This window comes from Pseudodesulfovibrio pelocollis, from assembly GCF_030282845.1.
Taxonomy (GTDB): Bacteria; Desulfobacterota; Desulfovibrionia; order Desulfovibrionales; family Desulfovibrionaceae; genus Pseudodesulfovibrio; species Pseudodesulfovibrio pelocollis.
The window spans coordinates 1-14,970 of sequence record NZ_JASTWE010000041.1; the positions used below are offsets into that span (position 1 = coordinate 1).

A 14,970-nucleotide genomic window follows, 5' to 3' on the forward strand; every position below is an offset into this window, starting at 1 on the left:
GCGCCGAGCGCGACCGGCTGCTGGCCGGGTGCGACTGGACCCAGCTGGCCGACGCCCCCCTGAGCGAGGACGAGCGCGACGCCTGGACCCTCTATCGCCAGGAGCTGCGCGACGTGCCGCAGCAGCCGGGTTTTCCGGGCGTTGTGGCGTGGCCGCAGGTGGCGGAACCCGCCGCCTGATCGAACCAGCCCGAGCCAACAAAACGGCCCGCTCCCCTTGGCCGGGTGCGGGCCGCGCCTGTGTGCGCCACCACCAGCCGGGCTACCCGGCCGTGAGGGGAACGATCCTGTCCGCAAAATCCGGGTACGCGGCCAGCAGATGGGCACGCACCCCGTGGGCATAGTCCGCAAACTCGAAGCCCGGGGCCACGGTGCAGCCCATGAGTCCGAAGCCGCCGCCGGGCAGAAGGCGCATTCCCTGCCAACTGCCACGGGGCACCACCACCTGGGGCCGCTGCCCGGCCAGCAGATCATGCCCGAGCACCACCACCTCGCCGCTGCCGTCCGGGTGGAGCAGAAGCATCTCGCAGGGGTCGCCCATGTAGAAGTGAAAGATCTCGTCGCTGACCAGCCGGTGCATGTGCGAATAGGTCTGCGGGGTGAGCAGGTAATAGATGGCCGTGGAGTGGCAGCGCTCCCCCGCATACCGCCCGGGCAGGGCGTGGGCAGCGTGCAACTCTGGCGACCGGTGGGTCTCGCGATAGTAACCGCCCTCTTCCGGGTGGGGCTCCAGGCCGAGGGTGTCGATAATTTCCCGTGCAGTTATTTTATCTTTCATTTCAAGCCATTCATGCTTATCGGAAACTTATCCATTGTAGTGCGGCGGCGGCGCGTCCGTCCCCCCGGCCTGGCCCAGCACATCATCCATTTCGCGCAGCTTTCCGGCCAGCCGTTCCACCTGCCGGGCCAGGTCGGCCAGCTGCCGCTGCTGCTCGTATATCTCGTCGCTCAACTTCTCGATGGTCTGGTCCTGCAAGGCCACGAGGCTTTCCAGCCGTTCGATGCGCGCTTCCATGGTCTCCTCCTTGGTGTTTCGGGAGGATTGCGGGACTCCCAGCCCATAGTGCGTCAGCGTCAGGACAGGGTCAAGCGGCATCGCGCGGGCCGAATCGGGAAAAAGTTCAACCGCTGCTTGAGGTTTTCCGGGAGACACCGCGCTGCCGGGACCAGAGGGTCAAGGTCAGGCGGTCAGTGTCGATTGGTCAGATACACGCCGGAAACGACCATGGCCCCGCCCACCAGCAGGGAGAGGTGAATGGGCTCGCCCAGGATGAGGGCGCCCATGATCACGGCGAACACGGGCACGGTGTTGATGAAGATGCCCGCGCGCGACGCGCCGATGACCGAGATGGCCTGATAGTACCAGAAATAGGCCAGTCCTGTGGCCAGCACGCCCAGGAAGACGAGGCAAGCCCAGTCGATGGGGCGCGCCTTGAGCACATCCCCGGCCAGCCCGCCTGCCACGGCCGGGCCGAGGAGCATCAGGGTACCGAAAAAGCAGGACCAGGTCACGGCCGTGAGTGGCGAGAGGCGCTTCATGGCCGAGCGGCCGCCAAGGGAGTAAGCGGTCCAGCTGGCCACGCATCCGAGGATCATGACATCGCCCCGGCTGACTCCGCCCGAGAGCAGGCCCAGGGGGTTGCCGTCCGCGATGACCACGGACACGCCCACCAGCGAGAGCAGCGCCCCGGCCACGCGCACCGGGCCGAACCGCTCCTTGTAGAGCAGGGCCGAAAGCATGGAGATGCAGACCGGGATGCAGGCCACGATGAGGGCGGCGCGCCCGGCAGGGATGGTCTGCAGGCCGGTGAAGAAGAAATAGCTGTAGACAAAGACCCCGGTGGCCCCGAGGAAGAGCACGGGCAGGATCTGGCCGCGCTCAAGGCGCGGCATTCGGCCCTCGGCCCGGCGGCACATGACCGCGAGCATGACCGAGGCCAGCACAAAGCGCAGGAAGGCGGCGGACATGGGGTGGATGGACTGGGCCAGGACGCGCCCGGCCACCCAGGTGCCGCCCCACAGGGCCATGCTGAGGATGAGCAGGGCGTAGACCGAGGTGAGTGACTGCTGTTTCATGATGGCGCTCCGGCAGCAGGTATATGCCTGCCGGGCCGATTAATCCAGTGCCACGCCATGGGTTTTGCCGAAGGCCGGGTTCGCCCGGGACGAACGGTGCCGACCGTCCTTCGGGCAGGCAAGCCGCACGGCCCCAAAGCCTCGCCTCACGCCCTCCTGCCGCACCGCCGGGAATACGCCCGCTCCAGCGCCCGCCTCTGTGCGATACGCAGGGCCAGCCGGACAATAGGCCGAAGAACCCAGGCGCACAACCCTCCCCCGATGACGCCGGGAAGGGCGGCGTTGCCTTCAGGAAGGCCGTCGAAGACGCCAGCGGACCAGGAGACAAGCCCGACAAGAATTGTCAGGCCAATCACCCACGGGATTTCCGGCTCGAACAGGTCCGCTGCGGACAGACCCTGCCCGCTCTCCCTCTCCGCATTGTTTCGATTGGTCATGGCTTGCCCGTATCACGTTTCCCGTAGTCTGCCCACGGTTTCCACGGCGCTTCAACCCCGGCCAGCCTGCTCAGAAGACCAAAGCCGTGGCCCGCACCGGAGACCCCTCGCCGTCGCGGATGCGCAGGGGCAGACAGCAGAAGACGAACCCCTCGGGCGGGAGTTCGCCGAGGTTGCGCAGGTTTTCGACGATGACCAGCCCGTGGTCCAGCAGGATGGTGTGGGCCTCCATGCCTGAGCCCACGGGATCGGGCGAGGGGGTATCCAGGCCCACGCCCTTGAGCCCGAGCCCGGCCAGGAAGCGGCAGGCCGTGGCGGTCAGGGTGGGGAAGTCGCGGAAGTACGCTTCGCTGCCCCAGCGGGCGTCCCAGCCGGTGCGCAGGAGCACGAAATCGAGCCCGTCCATGTCGGCCAGCCGGGCCAGATGGGGCTGGTCCATGCGCAGGGCCGTCTCGCGATCAGCCGGGCCGGTCAGGTCCACCACCGCGCCCCAGCCCGTGAAGTTGTCCGGCCCGAGCCGGTCCAGGCCAGGGGCCTCGGCAAAGGCGTGGGCCGCGATATCCACATGGGTGCCCGCGTGGCTGTTCATGGCGATGGAGGTCTGGGCGTAGCCGTCGCGGTGGATGAAGGCGGTGCGGCGGATCAGGGTGGCCTCGTCGCCGGGATAGACGGGCATCCCGGTCTCGACGGTGTGGGAGAGGTCGATGGCGCGCATGCTCGATTTCCTCGGATGGATCAGATGTTGAAAAGATTCATGTTGGGCCGCCGGACCAGCCGCAGACCGGGCACCAGTTGCGTGCTGGCCGCCTCGCGCACCGCGTCCATGCTCTTGGCCGCCAGGAAGCGGGATTGCAGCGAGTGGCCGAAGGTGAAGTTGGCCGCGAAATAGATGGTGAAGAGCTTGAACCGCTTGAGCGCCCGGATGGGGTCGAAGTGGCGGTCCAGGGCATCGGCCAGCCGCAGGGCGTAGTCCCTGAACCCGTCCCCCGCCAGGACCTCGGCGGGCATCTCGCCCCCGGTCCACTCGGCGAAGAGCCAGGGCCGGGCAATGGCCATGCGGCCCACGGACACGCCCGCGCAGCCCGTGGCGCGGAGCATGTCCAGGCAGTCCTCGGGCGTGATCACGTCGCCATTGCCGAAAACCGGGATGGAGACCGCCCCGGCAACGGCCCGGATGTGGTCGCGCAGGGGCGGCCGGGTGCGCTTGTCCGGGGCCACCCGGGGGTGGAAGATCAGGCAGTCCGCCCCGGCCGATTCCATGCGCCGGGCCAGGGTCACGGCCGGTTCCACCTCGGGCGACCAGCCGGTGCGGAACTTGACGAAGACCGGAATCGAGACCGCGCCGCGCACCGCGTCCAATGCGGCCAGGGCCGCGTCGTGATCGCGCAGCAGGGCCGCGCCAGCGCCCTTCTTGACAATGCCGGACACCGAGCAGCCCATGTTGATGTCCACGCCGAAGAACCCTTCGGCCTCCACCCGCCGGGCGGCCCGGGCCAGCTCGGCCGGGTCGGCCCCGGCGATCTGGCAGACCAGGGTGCCAAGCTCGGCATCGCGCCAGCGGAACACGGGCGAGACCCGGGGATTCTCGGTGGGCACGGCCCGGGCAGAGCACATCTCGGTGAAGGCCAGGCCGCAGCCGCCATAGTGGGCGAGCACCTCGCGAAAGGCCACATGCCCCAGCCCGGCCATGGGCGCGAGCCAGAGCCGGTTGGCCACGCTCCGGCCCCGGAGGACCAGTGGGCGCGTGAGCAATGCCGCCAGTTCCGCGTGCGGTTCCAGGGCCAGATTCGGGCCCAGACCCTGGGTAATGACGTCGTCTGTTGCCTGCATGGCCCGCACAGTCGCCTTGGCCCAGCCCCCTGTCAAGAGGCTTTCCCATACTCCTTTCGCCTCATTGCGCCCCTGTAGCGCCCGTTCTCCGCCCGGGCCGAAAACCGGGGCTAGACTGGTGCCGTGCCCTGGAGGGAGCACAGGAAAACCAAAGGAGACAAGACAATGCCCATACCCGTATTCGGCGCCATCGCCGGACTGCTGACCACCGTGGTGGACGGCGTGGCAACACACATGAAGACCAAGCAGGAGCTGAAAAAGGCGGTCATGGAGAACCGCATGCGCCTGGCCGGGAGCGACCGGGAGTACAACCACGAATGGGAGATGAAGCAGCTGGAGAACGCGGGCTGGAAGGACGACGTGCTCTTCTTCGCCTGGATCGGCTTCTTCATCTGGAGCGGGTTTGACCCGGACCGCGCCGGCGAGGTGCTTCAGGCCTGGGAGCGGCTGCCCGAGTGGTTTTTGCAGATCACCTTCTGGATCGTGGCCGCGGTGCTCGGGGTCAAAAAGATCGGCGACTACCTGCCCGGCGCGGTCAAGGGGCTGCGCGACGCGGCGAGGAGTGCGCGATGACCGCCCTGGAGCGGGCCGAAGTGCGCGACCTGCTGGCCCGCATCGACGAGCGGGTCAAGGCCATCCAGGAGGACATCCGGGAGATCAACCTGTCACGCCGCTGCGCCTCGCACCACGTCAAGATCCGCACCCTGGAGCGCATGGTCTGGGGCTGTCTGGCCGGGCTGGCCGGGCTGGGCGCGCGGATGCTGGTGGAGACCCTGCGCTGAGGGGCTACGGCGAGGGCGAGGCCGGGGGCTCTTCGGCCTCAGGCGTCTCGTCCGCTGCCGGTTCCGGCGACGGCGCGGGCGCGGGCTTCGGCTTGGGCGCGACCTTGGGCCTTCCCGCATAGGCCCTGACCTGCTCCTCAAAGGCCTTTGTGGCCTGGGCGTCGCCCTCGGCCCGGGCCAGCCCGAGGGCGCGGCGGGCCGCGTCGGCGGCTGCGGGATAGTCCCCGCCCCCGGCGCAGGCCTCGGCCAGCAGGGCGTACAGGCCGCTGTCGGTCGGATTGAGGATCAGGGCGCGCCGGTAGTCGGCCTCGGCCCGGTCAAAGTCGCCAAGGTGCATGGACAGTGCGCCCCGGGCCATGAGCACCGGCAGGGAATGGGAATCAAGGGACAGGGCCTGGGTCAGATCGTGCAGCGCCTCGTCCTCGTCGCCCAGGGCCAGACGGGCCAGACCGCGATTGTAGTAGGCCTCGAAATGAGCCGGGTTCAGGGCGATGGCCTTGTCAAAGTCGTGGACCGCGTCGTCGGCCCGACCGAGCCGGGCATAGGCCGTGCCCCGCAGGGCAAAGGCCTCGGCCACGGCGTCGTCCCGCCCAAGCACCTGCGAGAACTCGCGCACCGCCTCGGCCCAGGCGTCGCGCCGGTAGAGGATGTAGCCCAGGGTGAACCGGGCCTGGATATGGTCCGGCCGGATGTCAAGGGCATGGCGCGCGTCGGCCTCGGCCGCGTCCAGGTGGCCGCGCTCGAGGTACAGCAGCGCCCGCAGGTGGCGGGCCGTGATCTGGTCGGGGTTCAACTCGATGGCCTCGTCGAGGTAGTCCAGGGCCATGTCCTCGTCCAGGTATTCGCCGTTGTGGTGGAGCTGCAGGGCCTTGTCCAGGGCCGAGGCGGCCATGGCCTCGCGCCGCTGGATCTCCATCTCGCGGTCGGTCAGCCCGGGCCTTGGTTGGCCCGACGAGGTCAGGCAGCCCGGCAGCACGAGCAGGAGAAGAACAAGTAAAACAACCGGGCAGGCATGGCGCATGATCACGAAATACCCGCGCCCGCCCCGCCCGTCAACATGAGGAACCACAACGTGACATTGGAACTTTATACGCCAAGACCCCATCAGGCCGAGATCGAGGCCGGATTGGCCCGCTTCTCGGTGCTGGTCTGCCACCGCCGCTTCGGCAAGACCGTGCTCTCGGTCAACCGGCTCATCCGGGCGGCCAGGGACACGCAGCGCACCGACTGGCGCGGGGCCTACATCGCGCCCCTGTACAAGCAGGCCAAGACCGTGGTCTGGGACGAACTCAAGCGATACTGCGGCCTGGGGCTTGACGGCTGCACCGTGAAATTCAACGAGACCGAGCTGCGGGCCGACTTTGACAACGGCGCGCGCATCCGCCTCTTCGGAGCCGAGAACCCGGACTCCCTGCGCGGCATGTATCTCGACGGTGCGGTCTTTGACGAGGTGGCCCAGATGCCCCACCGCGTCTGGACCGAGGTCATCCGCCCGGCCCTGACAGACCGCATGGGCTGGGCCATGTTCATCGGCACGCCGCGCGGCAAGAACGCCCTTTACCGGCTCTGGCGCGACGCCAGGCGCGACCCGGACTGGTTCGCGGCCATGTACCGCGCCTCCCAGACCGGTATCATCCACCCCGACGAACTGGCCGCAGCCGCCCGCGAGATGTCGCCCGAGGAATACGAGCAGGAGTTTGAGTGTTCGTTCACGGCGGCCATCCGGGGCGCGTACTTCGGCGCCCTGGTGGGCGAGGCGGAAAAGGCCGGGCGCATCACTGCGGTGCCCTGCGACCCGGCCCTGCCCGTGCACACCGCCTGGGATCTCGGCATGAGCGATTCCATGGCCATCTGGTTCGTCCAGGCCCGGCCGGGCAACGCCTACGCGGTCATCGACTACTACGAGGCCAGCGGCGAGGGCCTCGACCACTACGCCCGCATCCTCGACGAGCGCCGCTACGCCTACGGCACCCACATCGCGCCCCACGACATCCGGGTGCGCGAGCTGGGCACAGGCAAATCGCGGCTTGAGATCGCCCGCAGCCTGGGCATCCGCTTCGACATCGCGCCGAACATCCCCATCCAGGACGGCATCAACGCGGTGCGGACCATGCTGCCCCTGTGCTGGTTCGACGCCACCCGCTGCGCCCCGGGGCTGGAAGCCCTGCGCCACTACCGCCGCTCCTTCAACGAGCGCATGGGCGATTTCTCTGCCCGGCCCGTGCACGACTGGACCAGCCACGCGGTGGACGCCTTCCGCTACTTTGCCGTGGGCTTCCGCCAGCCGGGCACCGGCCAGCGAGCGGCGCGCACCGTCAACGAATACAACCCCTTCGGGAGGCCCCATGAGCGTGCGCGACAGTGACCAACGGCCCATGGCCATGGCCCATTTCCCGGACGGCGAGTACCGCTGGCTCGAACTGCACCACCAGGGCGAAGTGTACGGCCACGCGGCCCTGGCCGAGCGCGGGAACGACCTGGAACTGCACCTGACCCTGACCCGCTGGGGGCCGCAGACCAGACGGCGGCTGGCCGAGGACGCGGCCTGGCTGCGCGCCGAGGCCGCCCGGCTGGGCAAGACGCGCGTCCTGGGCCTGCGCGCCTGCGCGGCGGACGGGTATGACCCCAAGCTCTTCCGTTTCGCCCGGCTCTACGGGTTCGGCCAGGCGTGGGTCCTCCAGGCTGCGGCCATGGAGTTGGATCGAAACAAGTCGCCATAATTGCGGAACATTCCACCATAAGCCAACAATTCCGGCTCATTGCACTGTGAACAAGGACATTGCAGCGGGCCGGATTATTCTTGCGGCCGCTTCGGGAAGATGCTACGCGCTATATTAAGAAATAATAAGACCGTTGCGCGCAAGGGGATGTCGCATGCCTGAAGCCACTCAAATCGGCGTGGTGACCATAGCCTATGGCACCGCCACCGCGGAAGGACCGGACGGAATACGGGACCTGGCTCCCGAAAGCCCGGTCTTTGTCGATGACATCATCACCACCAAGGGCGGGGCCTCGGCCGTGGAGATCAAGTTCGCCGACGGCGCGATCCTCTCCCAGGGGCCGAACTCCTCGGTGGTCCTTGACGCCTACGTCTTCAATCCCGAGCAGAGCGCGGGCGAGATGGCCATCAAGCTCGTCCAGGGCACCTTCCGCTCGGTCACGGGCGAGATCGTGGACATGAACCCCGAGGGCTTCAGCCTTGAGACCCCGCTGGCCACCATCGGCATCCGGGGCACCACCACCGGCCACAAGATCGTCCCCGGCCAGCCCGAGAGCCACGTGGTGGTGGACTTTGTGGACAAGCCCGTGATCATCCGGCCCATTTCCGGTGGCCCGGTGGCCATCATCACCCAGGACGGCGGCATGGTCACGGCCACCCCGGGCGGCCTGAGCCCGATCTTCATGGCCTCCCAGAACGAGCTGGCCCAGTTCGAGCAGCTCTCGTCCCAGTCGCTGCAACAGACCGCGCCCAGCCCTGACGACTCCGGCAACCAGGGCGATCAGGACGAGGGCGGCCAGGACCAGTCCGGCTCCCAGGACGGGGACGGCGGACAGGAGCAGGGCCAGGGAGAAGGGCAGGGCGAGCAGGGCGGCCAGGGACAAGGAGAGGGACAAGGCCAGGGCCAGGATGGCGGCCAGGAAGGAGATCAGGGCGGGGAGCCCGAACAACTGACCCAGGGCCAGGAACAGGGACCGGGCCAGGGACAAGGGCAAGGCCAGAACCAGGGCGGCGTCTTCAATACCGGCGCTGGCGTTGGCCAGGGCCAGGGGCAAGGCCAGGGCATGGGTGTCCAGCCGCCCAAACCGGCCGCGCCACCACCGCCTCCGCCTCCGCCGCCACCCCCGGCCCAGACCGGAGGCGCGGCCACCGGCGACGAGGGCGACGAAACCCCGCCCGACAACACCCCGGCGCAACCGGCCGTGGTCACCACCCTTGATCTTTCCGGGTGGGATGCTCCCCTGACCGTGAACCTTCAGGCGTCCCCGCCCTACTATGAAACCACCGGCGACCAGTCCTCGCGCCAGACCCTGAACAGCTCGGGCACCACCACCTACGCCATCCGCACGGTCTTCGGCAGCGCCCACCACGACAACGACATCACCGGCTCGGCCCAGGGCGACAGCCTCTACGGCGGCATGGGGTACAATACCTTAAGCGGCATGTGCGGCAACGACTATCTGGCCGTGGGCCACTACGAGAGCGAGTTCAACTCCTACATGCTCGGCCCCCTGAGCCCGTTCGACATCATCAACGGCGGGGCGGGCACCGACACCCTGGCCTTTGACGGCACATATGAGGGCGTAACCCTGGATCTGGAGAACGTCACCGGCATCGAGCACATCCAGCTCGGCAGCACCCCGACAGCGCTCATGGGCCATGACGGGTTGACCGATGCGGCCACCTTCTCCATCGACGCCTCGGGCATCGATCCAGAATATTACCACGGCATCTACTTCGAGTGGGACGGCGTCAGCATCGAGAGCTTCAACCAGTTCATCGTCGGCTCGGGCGGCAACGACCTCATCGTCGGCGGCAGCGGGGACGACACCCTGTTCGGCGGCGCGGGTAACGACACCCTTTTCGGCACCGGCGGCGACAACATCTTCTTCGGCACCAGCGTCGGCGACGACTCCATGACCGGCGGCAGCGGCAACGACCGCTTCAACATGGGCACGCAACTGACCGCGGACGATGTCATCAACGGCGGCGATGGCGACGACTCCCTCTATTTCACAGGCAACACCGAAAACACCAATGCGTTGACCAACGTCACCAACATCGAACACATCATCCTCGGCAACGCCAGCACGAGCCTCATCTACAGCCCGACCGGAACAGGGACCATCACCATCAACGGCTCGGCCATCACCTCGCCCAAAACCCTGAACTACAACGGCTCGGGCACAACCCGGGATCAGCACATCATCGGCGGCGCGGGCAACGACACCATCACCGGCGGCACGGGCAACGACACCATTCAGGGCGGCGCGGGCGCGGACAACTTGAGCGGCGGCACCGGAGGATTCAACACCCTGTCCTATGCCTCAAGCACGGCAGGGGTGAACATCAACCTGGCCGCCAACACGGCCTCGGGCGGCCACGCACAGGGCGACACCCTTGCTTTGGGCACCTTCCACGGCGTCATCGGCTCGGCCTACGCCGACAGCCTGACCGGCTCCGAGAACGCCGAGCGCTTCGAGGGCGGCGCTGGCAACGACCTCATCATCGGCGGCGGCGGCGCAGACACCATCTACGGCGGCGCGGGCAACGACACCATCGTCATCTCCACCGAGGTGGCTGAGGAAGCGGAGTATCACGGCGGCACCGGCACCAACACCCTGAGGATCAGCGCCAGTTCCGCGAGCTTCTATGCCGCAATTGTGACGGGCATCAGCGTGGTTCTCTTCGAGGCAAGCGCCAGCGAGGCCTTTTTCAACTCGGACCAGATGGATTCATGGTCAAAAATCACCACCTCTGGCGCCCCGGTCTCCATCACCATCGCAGACACCGAGGGCAACGACACCATCGACCTGAGCGCCCTGACCTTCGACAACTGGAATTGGGAGGAAAGCGCAATCACTGTATCCTCGTCGTATGGTGGCGAAGACCTCGTCAAGGCCTCGGCCGCAAAGGAAATCTTCGAGGGCAGTGACGGCGACCTCACGGTGGATTACAGCGCGTCCACAGCGGGCGTGACCGTCAACCTCGCTGACGGCGAAGGCTCGGGCGGCTACGCTGACGGGGATTCGTATTCCTACGTCAAGGCGTTTGTCGGCTCGGCACACAACGACACCTTCATCGGGCAGGATGACGCGAACAACTACTTTGAGGGCGGCGCTGGCAACGACCTCTTCATCATGTCCACCTACCTGGACGAAAACGACACCATCAGCGGCGGCAGCGGCACCGACACCCTGACCTTCACCTACAACGGCGGCGCGCCGCTGACCAATGTCACCGGCATTGAGCACATCATCCTCGGCGACGCGGCGACCACCCTTGTCGGTCACGACGCGTTGGCCGACCCGGGCTCCATCTTCACCCTCGACGCCTCGGGCATCACGGGCGACAGCTATAACCTGGAATGGTCCGGGGCTCCCATCTTCAGCTTCAAGCAATACATCATCGGCTCTGACGGCAACGACTCCATCATCGGCGGCCAGGGCAACGACACCCTCCTCGGCGGCGACGGCGACGATTCCCTTTATGGCGGCGACGGCAACGACTGCCTCGTGGGCGGCAGCGGCGACAACTGGCTCGAAGGCGGAGCAGGCAACGACACCCTCATCGGCGGCGACGGACAGGACTGGCTCGAAGGCGGCCCGGGCAACGACCTCATCAACGGCGGCGGCGGAGACGACCCCGTCAGGCGCCTGTTCGACGTGGCCTCCTACCAGCACGAAGGGTACGCCATCAACGTCAACCTTGAGACGAACCGCGTCACGGGCGGCGACTACACCGACACCCTGGTGGGCATCAACGCGGTCATGGGCACGGCCCACAACGACACCTTCATCGGCAACGACGCCCCGATCAACGTCTTCTTCTACGGGGGCGGGTCGAACACGGTTGACGGCAACTCGGTTCACGACCCGAACGGCGTCACCGGCTTTGACGTGGCCTCCTACCACTATTACCAGACCCCGGGCGACAATATGGGCATCTATGCCTCAATGGGGGGCACCAGCGGCTTTGTCACGGACCATGAAATCGAAGGGAACAGGACCTGGACCGACGACCTCTCCAACATCGACATGGTCTGGGGCTCGATCTATGACGACACCCTCATCCACTCCGGATCGGACGACTTCGAGTTCATGCCCGGCACGGGCAACGATACCGTGACCGGCAGCGTCAACGGCTGGACCAATGTGACCTACTGGGCGCTGGACCAACTCGTCGATGGCGTCGGCATCACCGCCAGCTGGAACAGCGGGCACTGGGAGGTTGAGGGCTCGAACTGGACCGACACCCTCATCAACGTCAATTCCATCGAGGGCACCGCCGGAAACGATGTCTTCACCGGCGCACCCGGGGTCTTTGTCGAGTTCCGGGGCTGGGCCGGGAACGACACCTTCAACGGCAACACCAACGACGGCTTCGTCACCGTGTCCTACGAGGACGACCCGGATGGGGTATACGTCGATCTCTCGACCGAGAACGATTTCGAACACGGCTATGCCTACGACGGCTGGGGGGACACCGACACCCTCAACGACATCCGGAACGTTACAGGCTCGGACTTCAACGACACCCTCAAGGGCAACGAGTTTGGCAACCTGCTGGTGGGCAACGACGGCGACGATGTCCTCTTCGGCAGCAGCGGCGAGAACACCCTGATCGGCGGCGAAGGCTGCGACACCTTCGTCTACGAGAGCTTCGGGGGGGGTATGGATATCATCGCGGACTTTGACAAGAACTTCGACAAGATCGGCCTGCACCCGATGGCTTTCTCCGAGTACCTTGATGGCGAAGGCAAGCTCCTAGAGGAGTACTTTGTTTTCGACGATGCAGAATCCGGCCCAGATTGGAACTATTATTCTGAAGAACTAGAATACACCGGTTTCATCTATGCCAGCCAGACGGACAGCAGTGTCGGCAATCTCTACTTTTTCGAAGGCGGAGAGCACTTCCTCATGGCCACCATCACCGAATACGACGATGGCGTCCCGGGTGACAACAACCTGACCGCCGACTCCTTTGTCGAATACATCATGGCCTAGCCCCGGCCCATCGCACATCCGACACGGCGCGCCCGTCCATCATGGACGGGCGCGCCTCTTTTTGTCTCTCGCGGGCAGGGTCAGGCGTTGCCCAAATCAGGCGTTGCCGACAAAAAGGCTGCCGCCGGAGCGCTCCGGGGCCTGGATGACCTGGGTCAGGTGAATGGTGGTCGAGTTGTCGAAGGTGTAGACCGGCTCCTGCGTGGTGGACAGGCTGACGCTTCTGTCGTCCACCATGTTGACCACCGAGTTGTCCTGGTCCACGAAGCGGTTTTCCACGTTGCGCACAAAGTCCTGGGAGTTGTCCACCACCACCTGCCGCGTCTCGGGATAGGCCACGGTCATCTCCCGGTTCTCGATGAAGCTGGTCTGGTGGCGGGTCTCCTGGATGTTGACCGAGTTGTCCACCTCGGTGACGTTGGTGCGGTTCTCCGTATGCTCGGTGCGCGAGTTGTCCGCGCTGATGGACACGGTGTTGTCGTTGTGGACGGTCGTGTCCCGCGATTCGACGTACGTGGTCGAGTCGCGCTCGGTGACGCTGTTGTCGATGTGGTTCTCCTGGCGGTTGTCCACGCTCCGGTTCTCCACGTTGACCGTGGACTGGTTGGTCACCTGCTCCACGCTCGTGGAGTTGTCCACGCTCCGCTCCGAGCTGAAGTCCTGGCTGTTGGCTGTGCTGGTGTCGTAGGAATTCTGGTTGAGGGTGGTGTCCGAGCGGTGGACCGCCGCGTTCATGGACATGTCGAAGAGCGCGTCCACGGTCTCGCTGTTGTTCACCTCGTGGTAGCGCTCGATGTTCTGGGTCTGGTCCACGTTCATGGAATAGGACGAGGACATGTCCACGGCCGTGGGGCGGCCCGCCTGATCGTCGAAATCGAGCTTGGGCAGGCCCAGGGGCTCGGCATAGCCGTCTGCCGTGGGTATCCACGGGGCCTGGAGGGTCTGCTTTGGCTGGAAGCCGTAGGAGTGGACCGTGTGCTGGAACACGTCGCTTGGCCAGTTCTGGGTATGGCCGAAATACATGCCGTGGGGATTGGTCATCCGAAACGCCTGGACATGCCCGGCGGGTGTCGAAGGCACCACCCCGACCATGCTCGGCATGGAAAAGCCGATCTGTGGCGCTATGGGCACGAACCCGGCAGGGGATATGGGCTGGATGCCAAGGGACGGGGCAATGGGCACATGGCCGCCCATCGACACAGAGCCCGAGCCGCCCGGCTGCACCGACCCGCCGCCACCGCCGCCCGCCGAGCCTCCGCCCGTGCTGGGCGCGACAGGTGTCCTGCCCGACTCGGTGGAGATGGGCACACTGGCCCCGCCGGACACGCTGCCGCCCCCCGTGGTGCCGGGGCTGACAGTGCCGGAGCCGCCGCCCGTGGTGCCCGAGCTGCCGCCGCCCGTGGCCTGACCCACGGCGTGGCCGCCGGTGTTGTCGCGGGCCGAGTCGCCCCCGCCGCCACCGCCACCGCCGCCACCGCCGCCACCGCCGATTTGGACCGCGCCAGTGTTGATGGCTCCTGCGCCGCCACCGCCGCCGCCAGTGCCGCCGCCACTGCCGATGTGGGCCGCGCCTACGCCGCCACCCACGGCCGCACCGCCGCCACCGCCGCCACCGCCGCCCTGACCGATCATGCCGACCATTCCGGCGCCCGGGCCACCCGGGCCGGCAACACCGGGACTCCCGGCCACACCGCCGCCACCCACAAAGCCGCCCGCGCCGGACATCGCCCCATGCATCAACCCCGGGTGGGCCGCATAGGGAATCCTGGCTGGGGTAGTGTCGATGGGAACGCGAGCCGGAGTGGTGTCGATGGGAACGTGGGCCGGAGTGGTGTCGATGGGCACATGTCCAGGCTCGCCGGTCACCACGCGACCGGCCTCGCTGGCCATGAACGATCCGGCCGGTCCCGCCGTCACCTGCCCGGGAGGCCCGGCCACGATGAAGTCGGTCACGCTGGTTGACACTGTCCGTCTCCCTGCCAAAGCGCACCGTCCCTGGTTCGCGCAGCGGCCCGAAAAGGGCTTTTTGGCATATACACAATATACGCCCCGGACCTGACCCGTCAAGAGGCATCGCCGCAGGACGATCACCGCCTCCTGCCCCTGTCCGCGGCCCCTCCC

14 protein-coding genes are annotated in these 14,970 nt (G+C 66.8%); 6 read left to right on the top strand and 8 right to left on the bottom strand.

The window, feature by feature from the left end; genetic code table 11:
* A partial coding sequence (locus QQS14_RS13095; RefSeq protein ID WP_285907485.1) for a tail fiber assembly protein occupies nt 1-179 on the top strand: 179 nt, incomplete at its 5' end.
* An 82-nt stretch (nt 180-261) separates the two neighbouring features.
* On the opposite strand, the gene QQS14_RS13100 is transcribed toward QQS14_RS13095, so the two are convergent.
* The 6 genes from QQS14_RS13100 to QQS14_RS13125 form a co-directional block, all read right to left on the bottom strand.
* Nucleotides 262-777 (bottom strand): cupin domain-containing protein, encoded by a 516-nt coding sequence (locus QQS14_RS13100; RefSeq protein ID WP_285907453.1) that lies wholly within the window; start codon nt 775-777, stop codon nt 262-264.
* Between the two features lie 27 nt (nt 778-804).
* On the bottom strand, nt 805-1,014 hold the full coding sequence (locus tag QQS14_RS13105; RefSeq protein WP_285907454.1) for a SlyX family protein: 210 nt from the start codon (nt 1,012-1,014) through the stop codon (nt 805-807).
* Between the two features lie 173 nt (nt 1,015-1,187).
* Complete coding sequence (locus QQS14_RS13110; RefSeq protein ID WP_285907455.1) at nt 1,188-2,075, bottom strand: DMT family transporter; 888 nt, start codon at nt 2,073-2,075, stop codon at nt 1,188-1,190.
* Nucleotides 2,076-2,221: 146 nt separating this feature from the next.
* Nucleotides 2,222-2,512: a hypothetical protein gene (locus QQS14_RS13115; RefSeq protein ID WP_285907456.1), complete on the bottom strand. Its 291-nt coding sequence runs from the start codon at nt 2,510-2,512 to the stop codon at nt 2,222-2,224.
* 70 nt (nt 2,513-2,582) lie between these two features.
* The gene (locus QQS14_RS13120) at nt 2,583-3,227 is read right to left on the bottom strand and encodes a cyclase family protein (RefSeq protein ID WP_285907457.1); all 645 of its coding nucleotides are present in this window, start codon (nt 3,225-3,227) and stop codon (nt 2,583-2,585) included.
* Nucleotides 3,228-3,247: 20 nt separating this feature from the next.
* A complete protein-coding gene (locus QQS14_RS13125) occupies nt 3,248-4,342 on the bottom strand; it encodes a tRNA dihydrouridine synthase (protein ID WP_425607929.1) in 1,095 nt (364 codons plus the stop codon).
* A 165-nt stretch (nt 4,343-4,507) separates the two neighbouring features.
* Between QQS14_RS13125 and QQS14_RS13130 the strand changes: the two genes are divergently transcribed.
* Together QQS14_RS13130 and QQS14_RS13135 are read left to right on the top strand one after the other, a co-directional pair.
* A complete protein-coding gene (locus QQS14_RS13130) occupies nt 4,508-4,915 on the top strand; it encodes a hypothetical protein (protein ID WP_285907458.1) in 408 nt (135 codons plus the stop codon).
* Nucleotides 4,912-5,124, top strand: a complete 213-nt coding sequence (locus QQS14_RS13135) for a hypothetical protein (protein WP_285907459.1) — start codon at nt 4,912-4,914, stop codon at nt 5,122-5,124. Before QQS14_RS13130 ends, QQS14_RS13135 begins: the two co-directional genes overlap by 4 nt.
* Before the next feature lie 4 nt (nt 5,125-5,128).
* Here QQS14_RS13135 and QQS14_RS13140 read toward each other — a convergent pair whose 3' ends face one another.
* The gene (locus tag QQS14_RS13140) at nt 5,129-6,145 is read right to left on the bottom strand and encodes a tetratricopeptide repeat protein (protein ID WP_285907487.1); all 1,017 of its coding nucleotides are present in this window, start codon (nt 6,143-6,145) and stop codon (nt 5,129-5,131) included.
* A gap of 51 nt (nt 6,146-6,196) precedes the next feature.
* Between QQS14_RS13140 and QQS14_RS13145 the strand changes: the two genes are divergently transcribed.
* The 3 genes from QQS14_RS13145 (at nt 6,197) to QQS14_RS13155 (ending at nt 12,849) form a co-directional block, all read left to right on the top strand.
* Nucleotides 6,197-7,489 carry a terminase large subunit domain-containing protein gene (locus QQS14_RS13145; RefSeq protein WP_285907460.1) on the top strand — a complete coding sequence of 431 codons (1,293 nt, stop codon included), beginning with the start codon at nt 6,197-6,199 and terminating at the stop codon, nt 7,487-7,489.
* The gene (locus QQS14_RS13150) at nt 7,470-7,844 is read left to right on the top strand and encodes a hypothetical protein (RefSeq protein ID WP_285907461.1); all 375 of its coding nucleotides are present in this window, start codon (nt 7,470-7,472) and stop codon (nt 7,842-7,844) included. Before QQS14_RS13145 ends, QQS14_RS13150 begins: the two co-directional genes overlap by 20 nt.
* 154 nt (nt 7,845-7,998) lie before the next feature.
* Nucleotides 7,999-12,849 (top strand): FecR domain-containing protein, encoded by a 4,851-nt coding sequence (locus QQS14_RS13155; RefSeq protein WP_285907462.1) that lies wholly within the window; start codon nt 7,999-8,001, stop codon nt 12,847-12,849.
* A 96-nt stretch (nt 12,850-12,945) separates the two neighbouring features.
* Here the strand turns inward: QQS14_RS13155 and QQS14_RS13160 are convergent, their stop codons facing one another.
* Nucleotides 12,946-14,814: a hypothetical protein gene (locus QQS14_RS13160; protein ID WP_285907463.1), complete on the bottom strand. Its 1,869-nt coding sequence runs from the start codon at nt 14,812-14,814 to the stop codon at nt 12,946-12,948.
* Nucleotides 14,815-14,970: the final 156 nt, after the last annotated feature.

Excerpts from the sequence above, each read along its gene's own strand:
- QQS14_RS13130 (WP_285907458.1), top strand. The coding sequence starts at position 4,508 with ATGCCCATACCCGTATTCGGCGCCATCGCCGGACTGCTGACCACCGTG.
- QQS14_RS13155 (WP_285907462.1), top strand. The coding sequence starts at position 7,999 with ATGCCTGAAGCCACTCAAATCGGCGTGGTGACCATAGCCTATGGCACC.
- QQS14_RS13110 (WP_285907455.1), bottom strand. The coding sequence starts at position 2,075 with ATGAAACAGCAGTCACTCACCTCGGTCTACGCCCTGCTCATCCTCAGC.
- QQS14_RS13105 (WP_285907454.1), bottom strand. The coding sequence starts at position 1,014 with ATGGAAGCGCGCATCGAACGGCTGGAAAGCCTCGTGGCCTTGCAGGAC.
- QQS14_RS13100 (WP_285907453.1), bottom strand. The coding sequence starts at position 777 with ATGAAAGATAAAATAACTGCACGGGAAATTATCGACACCCTCGGCCTG.
- QQS14_RS13125 (WP_425607929.1), bottom strand. The coding sequence starts at position 4,342 with ATGCAGGCAACAGACGACGTCATTACCCAGGGTCTGGGCCCGAATCTG.
- QQS14_RS13115 (WP_285907456.1), bottom strand. The coding sequence starts at position 2,512 with ATGACCAATCGAAACAATGCGGAGAGGGAGAGCGGGCAGGGTCTGTCC.
- QQS14_RS13150 (WP_285907461.1), top strand. The coding sequence starts at position 7,470 with ATGAGCGTGCGCGACAGTGACCAACGGCCCATGGCCATGGCCCATTTC.
- QQS14_RS13120 (WP_285907457.1), bottom strand. The coding sequence starts at position 3,227 with ATGCGCGCCATCGACCTCTCCCACACCGTCGAGACCGGGATGCCCGTC.
- QQS14_RS13140 (WP_285907487.1), bottom strand. The coding sequence starts at position 6,145 with ATGCGCCATGCCTGCCCGGTTGTTTTACTTGTTCTTCTCCTGCTCGTG.
- QQS14_RS13135 (WP_285907459.1), top strand. The coding sequence starts at position 4,912 with ATGACCGCCCTGGAGCGGGCCGAAGTGCGCGACCTGCTGGCCCGCATC.